General features: G+C 62.1%; 13 protein-coding genes. 4 read left to right on the top strand and 9 right to left on the bottom strand.

From position 1 onward, the window contains the following. Positions 1-96 precede the first annotated feature (96 nt). From SPHV1_RS05430 to SPHV1_RS05405, 6 genes are all read right to left on the bottom strand, one after another. Positions 97-2,820, bottom strand: a complete 2,724-nt coding sequence (locus tag SPHV1_RS05430) for a S8 family serine peptidase (RefSeq protein ID WP_054945022.1) — start codon at positions 2,818-2,820, stop codon at positions 97-99. Between the two features lie 474 nt (positions 2,821-3,294). Further along, complete coding sequence (locus SPHV1_RS05425) at positions 3,295-5,121, bottom strand: hypothetical protein (RefSeq protein WP_082430847.1); 1,827 nt, start codon at positions 5,119-5,121, stop codon at positions 3,295-3,297. An 11-nt stretch (positions 5,122-5,132) separates the two neighbouring features. After that, on the bottom strand, positions 5,133-6,386 hold the full coding sequence (locus SPHV1_RS05420) for a polysaccharide pyruvyl transferase family protein (RefSeq protein ID WP_231634534.1): 1,254 nt from the start codon (positions 6,384-6,386) through the stop codon (positions 5,133-5,135). Beyond that, positions 6,383-7,735 (bottom strand): FAD-dependent oxidoreductase, encoded by a 1,353-nt coding sequence (locus SPHV1_RS05415; RefSeq protein ID WP_054945020.1) that lies wholly within the window; start codon positions 7,733-7,735, stop codon positions 6,383-6,385. Before SPHV1_RS05415 ends, SPHV1_RS05420 begins: the two co-directional genes overlap by 4 nt. A gap of 62 nt (positions 7,736-7,797) precedes the next feature. After that, positions 7,798-8,607: a sugar transferase gene (locus SPHV1_RS05410; protein ID WP_231634533.1), complete on the bottom strand. Its 810-nt coding sequence runs from the start codon at positions 8,605-8,607 to the stop codon at positions 7,798-7,800. Between the two features lie 175 nt (positions 8,608-8,782). Continuing rightward, on the bottom strand, positions 8,783-9,625 hold the full coding sequence (locus SPHV1_RS05405) for a sulfotransferase (protein ID WP_054945018.1): 843 nt from the start codon (positions 9,623-9,625) through the stop codon (positions 8,783-8,785). Positions 9,626-9,786: 161 nt separating this feature from the next. Here SPHV1_RS05405 and SPHV1_RS05400 point away from each other — a divergent pair, with 161 nt between their 5' ends. Genes SPHV1_RS05400 through SPHV1_RS05390 form a run of 3 tightly spaced genes read left to right on the top strand, consistent with a single transcriptional unit; the run spans position 9,787 to position 13,352 of the window. Next, the gene (locus SPHV1_RS05400; protein ID WP_231634532.1) at positions 9,787-11,373 is read left to right on the top strand and encodes an oligosaccharide flippase family protein; all 1,587 of its coding nucleotides are present in this window, start codon (positions 9,787-9,789) and stop codon (positions 11,371-11,373) included. Between the two features lie 26 nt (positions 11,374-11,399). Beyond that, on the top strand, positions 11,400-12,254 hold the full coding sequence (locus SPHV1_RS05395) for a hypothetical protein (protein WP_156367259.1): 855 nt from the start codon (positions 11,400-11,402) through the stop codon (positions 12,252-12,254). Positions 12,255-12,257: 3 nt separating this feature from the next. Further along, positions 12,258-13,352, top strand: a complete 1,095-nt coding sequence (locus SPHV1_RS05390) for a glycosyltransferase family 1 protein (protein ID WP_054945015.1) — start codon at positions 12,258-12,260, stop codon at positions 13,350-13,352. 190 nt (positions 13,353-13,542) lie between these two features. Here SPHV1_RS05390 and SPHV1_RS05385 read toward each other — a convergent pair whose 3' ends face one another. From SPHV1_RS05385 to SPHV1_RS05375, 3 genes are read right to left on the bottom strand one after another with little or no spacing between them, the layout of a single operon-like run. Beyond that, positions 13,543-14,601, bottom strand: a complete 1,059-nt coding sequence (locus tag SPHV1_RS05385) for an amidohydrolase family protein (protein WP_054945014.1) — start codon at positions 14,599-14,601, stop codon at positions 13,543-13,545. Next, positions 14,598-15,890, bottom strand: coding sequence for a fumarylacetoacetate hydrolase family protein (locus SPHV1_RS05380; protein ID WP_054945027.1), 1,293 nt, complete (start codon positions 15,888-15,890; stop codon positions 14,598-14,600). Before SPHV1_RS05380 ends, SPHV1_RS05385 begins: the two co-directional genes overlap by 4 nt. Next, positions 15,880-16,866 carry an MBL fold metallo-hydrolase gene (locus tag SPHV1_RS05375; protein ID WP_054945013.1) on the bottom strand — a complete coding sequence of 329 codons (987 nt, stop codon included), beginning with the start codon at positions 16,864-16,866 and terminating at the stop codon, positions 15,880-15,882. The genes SPHV1_RS05380 and SPHV1_RS05375 overlap by 11 nt, the downstream gene beginning before the upstream one ends. Positions 16,867-16,929: 63 nt before the next feature. Here SPHV1_RS05375 and SPHV1_RS05370 point away from each other — a divergent pair, with 63 nt between their 5' ends. Further along, the gene (locus SPHV1_RS05370) at positions 16,930-17,595 is read left to right on the top strand and encodes a TetR/AcrR family transcriptional regulator (RefSeq protein WP_197277652.1); all 666 of its coding nucleotides are present in this window, start codon (positions 16,930-16,932) and stop codon (positions 17,593-17,595) included. Positions 17,596-17,638: the final 43 nt, after the last annotated feature.

The raw sequence follows: 17,638 nt of genomic DNA, 5'->3' as shown, positions 1-17,638 counted from the left end.
CCGGAAGCTAACTGCCCGCTCGTGGAAGCACATTCGGACGGTCGCCACTTCGCCTGGCCCCCGTTTTCGGAAGCGACGACCGTCCGCCCCTCGGGGCTATGCCCAGATCAGGCCCATATCGGCCGCGCTCAGGCTGAGCTGGTCGAGGCCTTCCCCCTTGATCCGGGCAATCTCCGTCACGCTGCCGTCGACGTGCATCTCGAGGTAGGTGCTCGTGCCGTAGGTGGCGAATTCGAAGGTCGCATCGCTACTGGCGCCAAGGCCGGTCACCATGATCCGGTCGCCCTCGGCGGCATTGAAGTCGTAGATCACGTCGAGCCCGTCGAGATCGGCCATGTTGAATACGAAGATATCCGCACCGGCATCGCCATATAGACGGTCGCTGCCACTGCCGCCTTCGATCCAGTCGTCGCCGTCACCGCCCCTGAGCAGGTCATTGCCGGCGCCGCCCATCAGCTTGTCGATGCCAATGTCGCCATAGAGCTTGTCCATGCCGTCACCGCCCTGGAGCAGGTCGCTACCCGCGCCGCCTGCCAACTTGTCGTTGCCCTGGCCGCCCCGCAGTGCATCGTCGCCGCCCCGACCGAGCAGGACATCGTCGCCGGCAAGCCCTTCGATCAGGTCGGCCACCTTGGTTCCGACGATCTTTTCGCCGAGCTCGGTTCCGATCATATGCTTGTCATAGCTGCGGGTGGCTTCGTTGAAGGCCCATGGCGATCCTGTCGAGGGAACATCGTCGGTGCCGTTTTCGGCATCGCTTCCACTGTCCGTCGCAGGCTGGTCCGTTTCGTCGGTCGCCGGGGCCTCCCCGGGCACGGACCCGTTGGCAAGCCTGCCAAGGATCTGGGCAAGGGTGTACTGGCCATCGGCAAAGACGAAAGTCTCGACATCGCAGACCGTCGAAACGTCTCCGGCGCGCACCGAGATCCCCAGTTCGCCGTCCTGTGTGGCATAGCCGGTGAGGGCCGTGATGCTGCAATCGAGGATCAGCGTGTCGTGGCCTTGGCCGCCATCGATATGGTCATTGCCGATGCTGAAGTAGATGACGTCGTCGCCGCGTCCTGCGTCCAGCACGTTTGCCAACTTGCTGCCGATCAGCACGTCGTTGCCGTCACCACCGCAGGCGTTCTCTATCGCGTTGGCGTCGAGGGCGAGTGACACGCCGGCAATCACGCTGTGGCTCGCTGCGCTCAGATCGATCACGGAGTTTCCGGTCACCGCCGAGGCATTCAGGGTGTCGTTGCCCCCATCGGTGTCGTGCAGGACCTTGCGCGCGGCTAGGTCAGCGCCGGAGTAGAGCGAGCCGAATTCGTCGGTGTAGATATAGACATCATCGGCAAGGTTCTGGCCATTGCCCGAGACTGTCAGGGTAACGCCCTGCAATTCGCCGGTGAGCGGGCTGCCATTCTTGTCGGTGGCATCGGGATTGCGGTTGTAGATATCGACAGTCCAGGTCCCGGCTGACTGCTCTCCCATCGAGGCGACGGAATCGAGCGTGAAATTGCGCAGGTTACCGATCCGGTCGTCGTAGGGCATGTCATAGACGAGGCGTACTTGCGTGCCGTCAGGAGAGGTCAGGTAAACGTCCAGATCACCGGTATTGAGCCAGCGCAGGTCCATCGCCAGTTCTACGTGTTCAATGTCGATCTCCTCGCCAACCGCGATGGCGACCGAGATATGGTCGCACGTTCCGGCGACGAGGTGCTCGGACAGTTCGACGCTTTCGGAAATACGGGCGAGGTTGGCGAAGGTCTGCTGGCTCGTCCACGTTTCGGCAAGGCGCACCGCATCATGGACGTTGAGGAAGCCGTAGCCGAAGGCATCGCTGAAGTGCAGGCCGCCGCCGTTGAAGTCGGTTGCCCCATTGGTCCGCCAGCCGTCGTCCCAATTGGCAGAATCGGCCAGGCCTTCGCGGTGCGCGGAGTAGGCGAGGATTTGCTGGACGTCGCGATAGCCCAGCTCCGGATTGGCCTCCAGCATCAGCCCGATTGCGGCCGATACCGCCGGGGCCGCGAAGGAGGTGCCGTTAACCGTGTCGAACCGGTCCTTGAGGTCGGTGGTATAGACGTCCCGCCCGGCAGCCGAGATCAGGACATTGGCGCCCAGGCTGGTGAAGGATGACGGCGATCCGTCCGGATCGACCGCGCCGACTGCGATCGTGTAGGGCGAGTTCTGGAAATTGTGGTAGTTCGACGTGCCGGAGGTGCCGGCATTGCCTGCCGCGAAGACGACCGATGTGCCAAGTCCCGCGCGGCCTTGGGATACGAGTTCCTCCAGCGCATCCCGATACTGTGAGTTCTTGGCGAAGTTGTCGGCCAGGTTCGATACGAAGCTCCAGCTGTTGTTGACCACATCAAGGCCAGTGGAGGCCTTGAGCGCGGAGACGATCTGTTCGGTGACGGCACTGGAACCGTAGTCGATGCCAAGGCCGATCAGGGTTGCGCCTGAGGCGATGCCGACGATCCCGAAGCCATTGTTGGCTTCGGCGGAAATGATACCCGCGACCGATGTACCGTGAAACAGGGGGAGGTCGTTCGGGTCGATGACGGGGGCGTCGGTGTCGAGCGCGAAGTTGTAATCGTGCGCAATGTCATAGGCCTTTTTCAGCTCGGTGTTCGTATAATCGATCTGGGAATCGATGACGCCGATCTTCACGCCGGTGCCGACGTAGTCCTTCCAGACCGAATAGACGTCGATGCTGAGCGAGGAGAGCGAGGATCCGTCAAGGTACCATTGCTTGTTCTCGCGGGTGTCATTGTAATACTGCCCGGCAGGCGCAAGGCTGCCGGATGCCTTCACGGCATGGAAAATCTGCGACATGTGCGACCCTCTGTTTCTTCTTCACTCGCAGAATGGCGATTGTGACGAGCGCCCCTGTTTCTGCGAAAGTGCAGGTCGGATATCGGTCGCGTATTGAATGGAGTCTGTATTTGTGTGGTAAACGGTTCTCGGTCTATTTCGGATATATTCATGATCGCGAAGTATATATCCGGCTAGGTGTCGTTTCTAAGTATATTCACGGTTCTTGCAGAAGTTCTGTTGTGAGTTCCGTAAGGTGGGGCGCAGTAGGGAGCATGCGGTGCAATCGCGTCCGGATCCGCTGGAGAGCGTTCGACCGGCATATTCCTCGGGATCTTTCCATAGTGGTGCGGAAAGGCGGATTTCGCACGCATGGAAGAAATCGATGGCGAAATGTGAGGTTCAGGCCGGTCCGGTGGCGTGCCGCGCGTTTGCGCTAGAGATAAGCAGGCGCGAATCGTGGTAACGCGGGAAGGATGATCTCGGGGGGCTGGATCAGTTTGACAGGGCGACGGCCGCGCTCGGGCATTTGTCCGGGTCAAGCAGGCGGATGCGATAGGCAACCGGCCCGGTTTTTACTCCGGCAGGAACGGCGAGGGCCACGGATAGGCTGTCGCCCCGATCCACCCTTATCGCTCGTTCGATGGTGATCTGCGACCTGCCGGACCTATGCGTGAGCTGGCGGTCATTGTGGTCCATCGAGACGCGGAATTCCGGGCCGCTCTCCTGAGCGGGGGTAAAGCTGGCGCGGATCACGAGGTGACCGGCCTCTCGGACACGATAGCGATGGACGATCTCCGTAGCCCCGTCATAAGGAGCATCTGTCCTCGACTCCCGGCGCGTTCTACCCGCCCATGCGATGGTATCGGCAGTTAGCCGCAAGCCGGGCAGGTCTTGCCGTCCAAGGTAGGGCGTCCAGGGGACACCGCGCCGCTGTTGCCCGGGCATGGTTTCCAGCGCGAACCTATCTTGCCCAAGTTTGATGAAGCGCTCGAAACCGTCCTCTTCCTGCAGATCGGCGGTATCGGCCGAAGCGGGGTAGTTGAACTGGTAAAAGCTGTCTGCAATCAGCGGATTGCAGCCGATGCGCACGTTGGTGCCAAGGGCGAGAGGTTTGCTGCCGACGAGCACGATTGCGCGATCAGCCGCCATTTGCAGCCTATCGACGGGAAGCGGAGATCCGGTTGCATCGAAGGCGCGAACGATGCTGCCATCGGCCATGACCGGGCGGGACGCACCCCACATCACCCAGGTCATGGGTCCGAAGGCATGGATCATGGTGAAGAAATTCGGGCTGATATCGGCTGCGGCATGGCGCGCCAATCTGTTTTGCACGAAGCGGAAGGCGCGACCGGCCCCGGTCAGGCTCTGGTCGCGATTCAGCAGTGGAACATGGCCATCGCCCCGCTCATTGAGTGGATACCAGTCCATCTCCTTCACGCCCGCCGAAGACAGGGTCGCATAGGCCCGGACCAGATCGTCGGCGGCGCGGGCCGGATCGCGGCTGGCGAATTCGGTGACGTATAGCGGCATGTGTCCCGCTCGCGCACTTCTGCGCAGCACCGCGATCTGCCGTTGGAGTTGATCGATGGCCGTCGTGTAGGGATGAACCGCAAGCCCCTCGATGACCGCCGGAGAGTCCTCCTCCAACAGGGGCCAGAGATAGCCCGCAGGCAGCGAATGGGTTGCGCCGCCCAGCACTTTTACTTGGGGGCGAACGGCCTTGGCATGCCGCGCAGCGCTGCGAACCATGGCAAGGTGATAGCGGCGACGCTGCTCAAGCCCACCCTTGGCAACAGGGCCGCTCACGAAATTGCCGCCGTTGAATTCGTTGCCGATCTCTAGCTGGTCTACGGTAGGAAACCGGGCAATCAGGGCGGCGGCGAAACGCCCGAAGGCTTCCAGCGCTTCAGCCGAGTGCGGTGTCTTGCCGGCATCGTAAAGCGGATTGCCCCAGTTGAGGGTCAAGGTCAGATGCGCGCCGGCCTGGCCGATCTGCGCCATATAAGCGGTGCGCGGCGTTTCGAAATCGTAACGGCCTCGTTCGCGCTCAACCTCGCTCCAGCGTATGCCGTCCCGGAAACGGCGCATCGGCAATTGTACGACGGACTGAAATGTCGCGAGGTTCCATCCTTGCGAGAAGTTCGATGCCGCCCCCAGCTCCATCGGAGGCCGATTGGTGTTGTGGACGACAGCCTTCGAGGACGCGGTGGGTCCCGTGTTCGTGTCCGCTGCCTGCACGGCAACGCAGGCGAGTGCGAGTAATGGAATGGCTGCCAGCCCTGCGAGCGGCGTCCTGCATCTTGTCAGGCAATTGGGCATGGGGGCTTCCGCTATCCGATTGCACGATTGATCTCGGCCAGCAGATCGGACACGCCCTGTCGCGTCTGGTCCGCGATCCGCGCGCGTTCGCCGGGTGCGATTCCCTGATCCATGGCCCTGATGAGTTGGTCGCCGGCATTGTTGCTGGAGGTCCTTACCGGCGTACAGAGCCAATCGCCGCGGTCCACCGAGCGTACGAACGATTCCAGCTTCGGATCCCAGCTCAGGGCCAGGAACGGTACACCGCAGGAATAGGCCGCAATGATCGCGTGCATGCGGAATGCGGCAATGCCGGCGCAGCTGGCGATCAGCCTTGTGAGTTCGGCAGGGGTGTCGATCACCGGAAAACTGACGCGCCCCAACTTGTCCAGCTGCATCAGGGGAGCATGCAGGCTGCGGGTATATTCGCGGTCCTCCGGGCTGCCGTTGGAGAATACCGCCAACCTGTATCCGCGAGCGAGCAGGCTGCGCGCCAGTGCGACATACCATTCGGTCAGTTCGGCTTCGCCGGGGGCATGGCTGGCGTGGTAGCGGACCGCCAGCGGGCTTGTCAGGTTGAGGCCGATCAGCGGTTCACTCCGTGCGAAGGGGTTCGGACGAATGTCATAGCGTGTGCTGGCAAGCAGTCCGGGGTCTCGCACGGTATCGGCGGGAAGGCTTGTGTCTTGGCCGATCAGGTCGTTCCAGATCAGGCGGGATCGCTCGTCGCGCACCCAGACTCTGCGGATGTTTCCCCGACGCACGGCGCTCTTCAGAAGGGTCAGGCCCTGGCGGCTCCATCCGGAGGATACGCCGCAGCCGTAGATGAACACTGGCAAGTCGCGCCATGCCGCAGCCGCAAGAGCGAGCGAAAGCTTCGTCGGGAAGTTCAGGTCGAGATCGGCAATCAGGTTGCCGCCGCCGATGACGGCACACTGCGCCCCTTCGAGTGATCGCAGGTAATGCGGCATCCAGAACCGTCGGCCCTGAATGGCCAGGGGCGCGCGAACGGCCAGCTTGCGCACTGGGTCGGGGAAGGTGCCCAGCACGCGCATTTTCAGGGCCCTGCCTTCCGCGCCTTCGCCATATGCTGTGCGCGCCGCCAGATCGACCGACCATGTATCGGCGTCGGCCCCGCCATCGATCAGGGCCTGCTCAAGGCATTCGGAGAGCAGTCCGTCGCCCAGGTTGGGGCTGAACTTCACGTTGAATAGCCGGATGCGCGGGCCGACCCGCGGCGAAGCATCGGCCTGCGTGCGAAGTTGTGTGAGGCCTTGCGCTATCATGCGGCCCACTCTCGGGCAGGCGAAGCAAGGCCGGCGACTTCAAGTTCTTCGAGGACGCGCCGAATGACTCCGCTGGAAGTCGGCAGGTATTCGAAGCGCCCTTGCCGCCCTGCCGTGACGACGCCCCTGGACGAGATCGCGGCGAGCAGTGACTGCACTCTTGGGCCCGTGCCGGGCGTATGCAGCGGATAGCAGTCCGCTACCCGCTCATGGCCTTCAAGCGACAGGCCACGGGCGAAGCCGAGAGCGGCGGCATGGCGGCGAAAGTCGTCGAAAATCGAGATCGGGTCATGCTGACCGCCAGGCGGAATGGTCGTCTCGACCGCGAGGTATTCCCTCTGGTTCTCGCCTTTATCGTATAGCCGGGAATATATCGTCGCGCGCTTCCACCGACCGTCGTTGTGGAAGTTGAAAAGAACATTTCCGGCTTCGGGCGCAATCCAACTGGCGGAGACGAACAGCGTTGTCATGTCCAGCGAAACGAGGCCGGATGCCCTGCCGAACAAGGCCCTGTGCAGTGTATCGATGGGGATTGTGCTGACCACGGCGTCGGCGAGGTGGCATGCCTTATCGCTCCTCAGCATGTAGGTCTTGCCGTCGAAGCGTATCGTCTGCAGGTCCTGACCCAGTTCGAAGAGAACGCCTTTGGCGACCAGTGCGGCGACGATCCGATCGAACAGCGCATCGAAGCCTTGCCGCGGGCGAATCCGCAAGGGCCGCCTTACCGGTTCCTGACCTTGAAAAGATCTGCGCAGCGACGCAATGCCGGTGCGCAGCAGGACATTCAGGCGCGTCGACTTTTCGATTTGCCCCATGCGGCGAAAGAAGAATTCTTCGTCGATCTGGTTCGGCGGTCGATGATGATAGCGCGCCATGTACGCCCTGAGGCCGGTCGCGTCGAAAAGGCGGCTGCCCAGCCGCTGCCGGGAAATGGCATCCAGCGTCCCGTCTCGTTTTACGCAAAGACGGGATAGCGCAAGGTCGAACGCCGCAGGGATTAGCTGCAAGCCGTGTTCCGAAACGATCTCCCGGACATCGAGCGGATAATGCAGAAGACGACCTGAGGGACTGACCCGGCGTTGAATGCGCCGCACCCTGGGACACAGTTCCTTGATGTCCGGTGCCAGCTCGAAAATCTTGGCATTGTCTTCATAGAAGATGCTGCCAACATCGAAGGTGTATTCGCCGATTTGGCGAGAGCGGTGAATCCCGCCGCAGGCATTGTGCCGATCGATCACGGTAACGCGAAATCCCGCGTTAGTCAGACGATCTGCCGCAGCGAGTCCGGCAATGCCGGCGCCGAGCACAACGACGGTTTCGGTGGCGTGCGAGGGTCTGGGATCAAGCATGCGCAGATCGCCTCGAATCGGGCCGTCCGCAATGCGGCAGTCGCGCTGAACGGGGTGTCATCTCAATAGGACCCACGCGCCAGCATGACGGTCGGCACCGTCTTGCAGATCAGCCATGTATCGAGCAGCAGGCCCTTGCGGGAGACATAGGCGACATCCAGGCTGACACGCTGCTGGTAGGATGTGTCGCTGCGGCCGCTTGTCTGCCACAGGCCGGTCAGTCCGGGGGGCACGAAACAGTAGTGTTCGAAATGGCGACCGTAGCGTTCGACTTCGGCTTCGACGATCGGCCGAGGTCCGACAATGCTCATTTCGCCGCGCAGAACATTGATAAGCTGGGGAAATTCGTCGAGGCTCAGTTTCCGGACGAGTGCGCCGATCCCGGTGACGCGCGGATCATTCCTCAATTTCCGGGTTGCGTTCCATTCCTGCCGGGCCGCCGCATTGCGCCGCAAGTGGGCTGCAAGGATCGCATCGCCATTGACCTTCATCGTTCGGAACTTGATGCAATCGAAATAGCGGCCCCTGAAGCCGATGCGCCGATGTCTGTAAAACAGAGGGCCCGGGTCGCTCACCAGCAGTACCGCCGAAAGTAGGACGAGAAAGGGCAAGGCAAACACGAGCAGTGCGACGGCCACGACGATATCGAACAATCTCCAGAGAATTGTTGCGAGGATCGATGACGGGCTTGGTGCTAGAGTGTGCTCAACGGCATTATCCAGCAGGAAATAGTTGTCATTTCGGGCGACATTTATTTCCATGATTGGCCTGTTCACCAGATACCCCTCTATTATCGTAATCGATATTGTTGCTGATAATTGTTGGTTGGGTATCATTGGCCAAATCAGGCTCACAACCGGAGTTTCCTCCATACTGCACCAGATTGTCTTGCAGTAGGGCTTCTGTAGCGGTGAAGTGAGAGTGTCTTGATTGTAATTATATGAAAATTATGAAAAATATTACTATATTGGAAATGGTTCGTTTACGAATATATGGGTTCGAAAATTATTATTATTAATTGAAGAATACGCATGTTTACGTGATAATTTATGGAATTATATCGGAATTGATCCTAATATTGGGTGTGGATCGCAATAACGGTACGCCGAGGGGAAGGTCGAACTGGGCTGTGAGCTGCCGGTATGCGTCGTTCACTCGAGCTTGCAGGGGGTCAGGCAGCTCGGCCATGATAGTTGTCCCTTTCGGGCAAAGGAGAGACGGTTCGATCCGGTTGTATTGGCCGCTGACGAGGGGGTCGCCGCCACCCCGTTCTCGCGAGGCGGCGGTGCTGATGTATTCGTTCCTGAGGGGAGGATCGAAGCGCAGCCGCCCCGAAATCCGCGCTAGCGTCTCATCCGGAGCCTGCAGGAGTTGTTCGTGCAGAATGCCGATCCGACGGTGCGGGGGGAAGTGGGGCCAGAGCCTTGCCAGCGCTTCGACTCGTTCTGCGTAATAGCCCGCTGCCTTGAGCGGCGTGTCGTAAGCCTGGCGTTCGAGGCGCGCGAACAGATTGGCAATGGAGGCAATCGTCTCATCCGGGCGGCGCGCAATGAAGATGGCACGCGCTTCGAAAAATTCGGGCCAGGCTTGTGCATCGTGCCGGTTGTGCAGGATCTTGTCGAAGAGCAGCCGTGCCCCCGGTTTCCAGCCTTCGCGTCGCATCTGGTTGATCGCCAGTCGGCCGAGCGCGCCGGGTCCGTCGTGGCGCACATGGGCTTCTCCATAGCCGCTGATGTCGTCGCGCGAACACAGGATATTGGACAGGGCAGTGGACCCGCAGCGCATATGCGCGAGGACGAAGACGCAATTGCGATAGCTGAAAAGGTCGCTGGTGCGGCTCAGCAACCAGCCGGCTGAGCGCTTGCCCGTTTCGCGCAGGGCCTGGATCATGGGGCGGACGCCTCCTTCATGGTCTGGATCGCGCTCGTCTCTAGCGGTCGGGCAGGCAGGACGCCGCCGCAACTGGGTCCATCGTGGAGCTAGTCGCGCTTGGGATCGCCGGGGCGCGCCCCCTAAAAGGAAGGCGTCACTCCCGAAGTGAAGCCTGGCAGGTGGCCAAGCCCGGTGCGCCTGTTTCTCCCGAATTGCCGCAGGTCGATCGCATGCAGGGTCGGCTGTGTCCGTTCGGCCCGGTGCGCGAGGATCAGTTGAAGCGACGAACAGCCGAAGAACTGGAAGGCATGGTGCGCCGTATCAGGGATCTGCGCGCGTCGGGAAGGCGCTCCGGATTAGCGCTCTTCGCATTTCTTGCGCGGTCTCTGCAGCAGGTGTCGACTCTCGTCATGACTTTTCTGGCAGCCCGTTTCCTGCTGCCTTCCGAATACGGGGTCTATGCCCTGGGGATCGTGTTCGTCGTTCTGATCCAGACGCTGACCTACACCGGCTTTTACCAGTTCATTCTCAATGCAAGGCAAGACGATGCCGCTGTGCTGTCGACGTGCTTCTGGCTGATCTTCGGGCTTGTCACCGCAGCGTCCGTCATCCTCTCCGCGGCAGCCTATCCGATTGAGCGGCTCTTCGGTGCGAAGCACCTGGGGAACGTCATTGTCCTGCTCGCCTTGGTCCAGCCTTTGGCCAGCATCGGGGCCTGGTCTTCAGCTGCCCTGCTGCGGAGACGGGCGGTGATGTTGAATTTCACGATCATGTTCCTGCAGAACCTGATTGCCTTGTTTGCTGGCGGGTTGCTCATCTGGTTCTGGCATTCGCTCTACGCGCTCGTAGCCGTACGTTATCTGCGGGTCGTTTCGGGAGCAGTGCTGTTTGCCTCTCTGGGGCGCGATTGGCCCAGCCTGCGCTTCTCCCGCACGCTTGCCATCGAGGCTGCCGGGTTTTCGGGCGGGCTCTATCTCTCCCGCCTGCTCGGCTTTCTCTCGCGTTATGCCGGGGACATCCTGCTCGGCCTGTTCCATTCCCCGGGCGCCGTGGGCCTGTACCGGTTCGGCAACCGTGTCGCCACTGGAGCTACCGATATCGCGATGCAGCCGATGAGCAATTTCGCGGCGACCCAATTCGGCGCGGCGGCCCGCGATGACCGTGAACTCGGTGCCGTCCTTGCGCGCTTTACCGGCACGATTGCCTTGCTCGGGGGGATGGTCGGGGCGGTCGTGATAGTCCTTGCGCCGGACGTTATCGCTGCCTTCTTTCAGGCTTCATACCGGGGAGCCCTCGTCGTCACTGCGGCGATGGCTTTGCGGGGCATGGCCGGAGTTGGGCAGTCCCTCGTCGAACCGGTCTTCGCAGCTCTGGGCAGGACGAGTTGGGTCCTGATGTTCAACCTCGTTGCCGGCTTCATGTCGATTGCCGCTATCGCGGTGACGGCGCCCTTCGGACTGGGTGCGCTGGCCTGGGGGCAGGTTCTCGCCGTGCTCGCGATGACGGGACTGGCCTTCTTCCTCATGCGCGGACGTGGCAATGTCGATATCGGCGATGCCGGTCGGCGTTTTCTGGGCGCCGGCGTGCTGGCGTTGGCCTATGGCCTCGCGCTTGCCGCCGTCCGGCACCAGCTCTTGCCGATGGCGGGGATTTCGCCTGTCCAGATGCTCCTTGCCGGTCTCGTTGCCGCGACCGTTCTGGGGGCCTTTCTTCTCGTTCTGGCGATGCGTCTGCGTATCTTCAGCCTCCATGCCTTTTCAGGCTGACTGCTAACTTTCCGGGAGATCAAGCCTTGCTTCACTGTCCTGCTGAAAACCTGGTGTTCGTCCATGTCCCCAAGAATGCCGGGAAGAGCGTGCGTCATGCTCTGTCCCGTCATGCAGCTCTCTCGTGGTCGTTTCTGGCGAGAGATCTTGGTGTCAGTGAGGCGCGAGCCGAACGGGCGATGGACGAAGAAGTCGACGTGCCCGGGCTCGGCCGCGTCAAACCGGCGCATCTGCCGCTGCCGATCATGGCAATGCACTTTCCGCAGACTTGGGTGACGATCCGGTCCGCCCGCAGCTTCATCCTCACGCGCCCGCCACGCGATCGATTCTTTTCGGCGCTGTTGCAGCGACTGGGGGAATTCGCGGATATGCGTTCGATCCGTGCCGACGATCCCCGCGTGCGGCAGGAAGCGGAACGTGTTTGCGCCTGGCTCGAAGGGCGCGGCGTTTTTGCCGATGTCGAATACATCCACTTCTCGCGGCAAGTGGACTATGCCGATCGTGCAGGTAAACGGATCGTCTCGGCGCTTTTTCCGCTCGATCGGATCGGTAGCGCCGCGCAATGGCTCAGCAATGAAACCGGGTTGCACCTTGAATTCGCCCACGATCACGCACGACGGGAACCTCGCAAATGGGCAGGCGCACTCCAGCCTGCCGCGCGTCTGGTGGGGCGCCGCGTCCTGCCCTTGGCCGTCAAGAAGGCGATATATCCGCTCTGGATGAACAGCGGCCTCTTTGCCGACGCGGCAGGTCGGTACGAAGCGATCGATCTCGGCCCCGATGTGGAGAGGTTCATATCGGACTATTATGCCGCCGATGCCCGTCTTCATGCGGAAGCCGTGACCTTTGCCGAGCGGCAGGACCTCGGGGCCGTAGCCTGACTCATGGCGGGCATTACCATCAACGGCAAGTTCCTCGGCGCACCGCTCAATGGGGTGCATCGCATGGCAGCACTCTATGCGCGCGAACTGATCCGGCGCGCCGGGGAGTCCCATCGGGTGCAGGTCCTGACACCGCAAGGCGCTGCGGCGCCTCCGGGCTTCCGTGACCTTGCGCCGAAAGTGGCAAAGGGCCTTTTCGGCGCCGGACAGGGTTGGGAAATGCTCACCTTGCCTGCCCGCGCACGTGGGCATCTGCTGGTGAACTTCTGCAATCTCGCGCCTCTGGCCCATGCCAATTCGCTGGTCATGATCCACGATGCGCAGACTTTTCTATATCCCGGCGATTACAGGGGGCGGCAGGCGCTGGCCTATCGCGCGCTCCTGCCTCGTATCGCGCGGCGCGCGCGCAAGATCCTGACGGTGTCGCACTTCGCGCGGGAATCGCTGATCGCGCACGGCATCGGGGCAGCTGCGAAGATCGACGTCGTCCACAACGGGACCGACCACATCCTCGCCGAGGCCGAAGATGCCTCCATTCTGCGCCGCCACGGCTTGCAGCCGGGCGGTTACGTGCTGACGATCGGGTCGACCAAGGGCTACAAGAATTTGCGCCGTGTGTTTGAAACCATGGCATCTCCGCTGCCCGGCCGCCAGAAACTGGTCGTGGCCGGTGGCCCCGATGAAGTGAACTATCGGCGTGCCGGCTGGAGACCGCCGGAGGGGACGATTTTTACCGGCTTCGTCTCCGATGGCGAATTGCGCGCGCTTTACGGATCTGCAGGCGCTTTCGTCTTCCCGTCCTTAACCGAGGGGTTTGGACTGCCGCCCGTCGAGGCCATGCACTGCAATACCCCGGTGGTGGCGGCACGTGCCGGCGCCATGCCGGAAGTCTGCGGCGACGCGGCCCTGCTGGTCGAAGCGGACAATCCGCGGTCCTATCGGGAGGCAATCCTGGCCTTGTTGGACGATACCGAGTTGGCGGAGCGACAGCGCCTGCGCGGTCGCAATCGTGCGGCGACCCTATCGTGGGATGCCGCAGGCTCGCGTCTGGCTGAATTGGTCTGCGCGCTTGCCCAGCCAGGGGCGGGACGAACCTGACGGCGGCATGCAGGCGGCCTTGCGCTGCGTATGATGCCAAACATGGTGCGTCCGTCTCGCGCCGCTGCGCGTATGCCTCCCGGATCCGGGCTGCCTATAAGTCCAAACTAAAAACCTGGTCATCCCGAGGGTGTTCACGAAGGAGAGGAGAGCCAGCGCCATGATGATGGCTCTACCGTCCGTTCGTGCGTCAGATTTGCGCTGGCGCTACCTCCAGGCCCAGCAAGGCAGCGGCATTGAGGCCGAGGATCCTGGCCTGGTCGGCCGCGTCGAGCCTTGCATGAAACCCCACGGGATCGGGTTCGGACATGTCGAAGGGATAATCGGTGCCAAGGCACAGCCTGTCCGCTCCATGGGTGCGCACGAGGCTGTCGAGTTCGTCGTGGTCGAACACCAGTGTGTCGAGCCAGAGTTTGCGCAGATAGCTTGAGGGCGGATGCTGGCAATGCTCGCTGCAATCGCCGCGCGCGCGCCAGCCATGGTCCATGCGCCCCCAATAGCCCGGGATATAGCCGCCCCCATGGGCCACGCAGATGCGCAGGCCCGGATAACGATCAAGAACGCCGCCGAAGATCATGTGGCCGATCGCCAGAGTGGATTCGAGAGGGTTGCCGATCAGGTTATTGAAGTAATATTCGCTCATCCGCTGCGCGTGCGTGAAGCCGAGCGGATGGATGAAGATGAGCACACCCAGTTCCTCGGCTGCGGCCCAGAAGGGGCGCAGCGCTTCGGCATGGAAATCCATTCCGTTCACGTTCGTGCTGATCTCGATCCCACGCAGGTCCAGATCCTTTACGCAGCGCCGCATTTCCGCGACGGCCATCTCGACATTCTGCAGCGGCACCGAGCCCATGCCGACGAACCGGTCGGGATGCTGTGCCACCGCCTGCGCCATCCCGTCATTGACGGCGCGAGCTGCATCACGGCCGGTTTCGGCGTCGGTAAAGTAGAAGTACTGACCCGGGCTGGGCGAGATGGCCTGCACGTCGATGCCCAGACGGTCCATGTCCGCGAGGCGGGTGTCCAGGGTGTTGAGAGTGCGCCCAATGCTGGCGAACTGGGCCCGGTTGACTTCGGCGGTCTTGGCGCTGGTGAAATCGTTGATGCCGGGTGGAGGTCCCGGGTACTTCGCCTGGACTATGGCGTCCGCAGCTGGAATGCCGAGATGACAATGAATGTCGACGACCAGGTGCTTGCCCCGCGCCTGCACGGGAATCGGCTTGCGCTCGCCGCAAGTAAAAAGGGTCATGTGAAACTCCGTGCTGGATGAATGGTACCCGCGCACGGGCCGAATCCGATGGGGACGAAGCCTTCGGCCATGGCGCGGCCGCGCAAGGTCAGCGTGTCGCCATCTTCCAGCATCGTGCGTTCGCTGCCGTCGGGCAGGCGGATCGGTGCTCCGCCGCGCAGGGTGATTTCGGCAAGGCAGGCGCGGGCCTCATCGTCCGGGCCTGATACGGTGCCCGTGGCGATAAGATCGCCCGGTTCCAGCGGTGCGCCATTCGACCCTTGATGCGCGACCATCTGGGCGAGCGTCCAGAACAGGTCGCGCAGATTGCTGCGCACGATTTGCTGCGAAGCGCCCGCCTCATTGGTCAGTTCGGCGGTGAGTTCGACGCAGATTGCGCCCCGTGCCTGATCGGTCGGAGAGAGCAGGTGGGCGGGGACAGGCGCTTCCGTTTCGGCGCGTCCGCGAGCGGCCACGCGAAAGGGGGCCAGGGCTTCCATGGTCACGATCCAGGGGCTGATGGTGGTGACGAAGGACTTTCCCAGATGGGGGCCGAGGATGGACTCGAAGAACTGGATTCCGCGCGCTGACCAGTCATTGACGAGACAGCAGCCGAATAGGGACGTGTGCGCATCGGCCATGCCCATCGGTTCCCCGAGGGCGTTGCCTGCCCGCAGCCATGCGCCGAATTCCAGTTCGAAATCGAGCATCGGTTCGGGGCCGAAGCTGACGGCACCGCTGCCCGAAGGCAATTCGTACTGGCCGCAGGGGCGCACGACCGGTGTCCCGCTGACTGCGACTGAACTGGCACGCCCGTTGTAGGCGACCGGCAGGCTCATTGCCGCGAGCTTGGGCGGGGTGCCGCCCATGCGGACGATGTGGTCGATCGAAGTGCAGAAGTCGGTGAAGGCCTTCGGCTTGAGCGGCAGCAGCAGTTCTGCCTCGGCCATGGGCACAAGCGTGTTCTGCAGCACGTTCGGATCGCCGCCGCCGTCCTGACGGAACAGGTCGGAAAGGCGGGCGCGCAGGACGCTGACTGCCTTGGGTTCGCAGGTCAGTAGCGGCGCGAGCGTTTCCCCCGATGCCGCGCGCGCTGCGCTCGACGCCGGACCATCTATCAGGCCACCATCGAGCAGAGCATTGAGGTCGATGATCGCATCGCCCAGCGCGACGCCGCCTCTTGTCCGCCCGGCGGAACGAAAAAGGCCAAACGGCAGATTCTGAATCGGGAAATCGGTATCTTCGCAATTGGCAGAGGCGAACCAGGATCGACGCGCGGGATCGTGCGTTTCGTTCAGGTCAATGGTCATGACCACAGCCGTCAGCATGCGCCGCCAATTCACGGCTGTAGCGCCCCATCTCGCCGAACAGGTCGCGCGCATCCTCGGGCGGCATCTCGACGCCCCATTGCCGGTAGAGCGAAAAGACATTGGCGACGATCCGTTCAGGATCGGTCCAGCCGCGATATTCGCGCATATTGATGTCGCGCGCGGCTTCCTTCCAACCCATTCCCGCCTCATAGCGCTTGCGGGTCTCTTCACGAACGTATTCGAAATAGACCTTCAGGCTGGCGACCGCAGACTTGTCGGTGATCGGTCCATGACCCGGCACGACCACTTGCGGGTCAAGCGCGATGATATGGTCGCAGGCGGCGATCCAGTTCTCCACCGGACCTTCCCACATGATCGGGTGGCCTTCGTTGAACAGCAAGTCGCCGGTGAAAACCACGCGATCCTCCGGAAGCCAAAGGATCGTATCCGAGGCCGTGTGCGCCGGGCCGAGATCGACCAGGTCCACCTGCTTGTCGCCCACGTTCAATGTCAGCCGATGCTCGAATGTGCGCGTCGGCATGGCAACGGAGTCCAGATCGGTCCAGTCGAACTTGCGCCCCATCGTCTCGTAGAGAAAGGCGCCTGCATCACCCATCTTTTCCCAGTTGTCGGGCAGGCTGGCGAATTGCTGCGGGTTGAAATCTGCCATCTCGCTGGCCGTTTCGCGCGTAGCGATGATTTCTGCGCCTTCGACGAGCCCGTTGCCGACGAAATGGTCCGGGTTGGCATGGGTATTGACCAGTCTGTCGATATGATGACCGCCCGGAACGCGGGCGAAATCATCCAGCATGTCGCGCGTGAGCGACCGGCTCATCAATGTGTCGACCAGCAGCGTTTCGCCTTGCGATGCGATCAGGCCGGCGTTGGACCAGCCCCAGGTGCCGTCGGGTTGAACATAGCCGTAAACGCCGTTGCCGATATCATGTACGCCTTGCGTGAATGGCCAGTTCGCCATCTGTCGCCTCCTTCTCCTGCGCCGACTCTAGCGCCTGAATTCCTGTTCACAAGAATAATATTTGTGTCTAGCGTCCCCGGCATGACGACCGGGAAATCAAAGAAGCGCGGACAGGGGCGACCGATCGCCTCGAAGAACGGCGTAGGGCGCGATGCGTTGATCGTAGCTACGTGCAAGTTGTTGCAGGATCTGCCGCCCGCTCAGGTCACGATCGCTGCGGTCGGACGCGAGGCGGGCGTCGATCCCGCTTTGATCCGCTATTATTTCGGCAATCGCGAGGCCCTGTTGTTCGAAGTCGCACAGCGGCTTGCCAATCCGCCCGAAGTTCTCGCCATTGATGCCGACATCGACCCGATCGACCAGCTGGAAGCCTTCATTCACGCCGCCTTCGCCTTCACGCGATCGGCCAAGTACATGCAGCGGCTGATGACGGAGGAACTGAGCGAGGCGAAATCCCCGGAGATCCAGCAGAAGCTGCGCGAATGGCAGAAGCGGCCGGTATCCGTGTACGAGGCGATCAGGCAGCGCGATGGCGGTGATTCCCTGGCGGAATACGATCCGCTCTTTCTCCATCTCGCGGTTGTCGGCATGAGCGACTTCTTCCGTTCCGGCGCATCCGTGGTGAAGATGCTGGCGCCCGAGGGGGAAGACCTGGCAGAGCTGGAGAAGCGCTACGAGGCGTTTGTCGTGCGTGTTCTGCTGGACGGGTTGCGTCGGCGCGAGTCCTGAGCCAACCGGGCGTCGCACGAAGGCGACATGTGGCTTGGCCCGC

This window comes from Novosphingobium sp. KN65.2 (assembly GCF_001368935.1).
Classification (GTDB): Bacteria; Pseudomonadota; Alphaproteobacteria; order Sphingomonadales; family Sphingomonadaceae; genus Novosphingobium; species Novosphingobium mathurense.
This window is presented reverse-complemented; position numbering and strand designations above follow the sequence as displayed.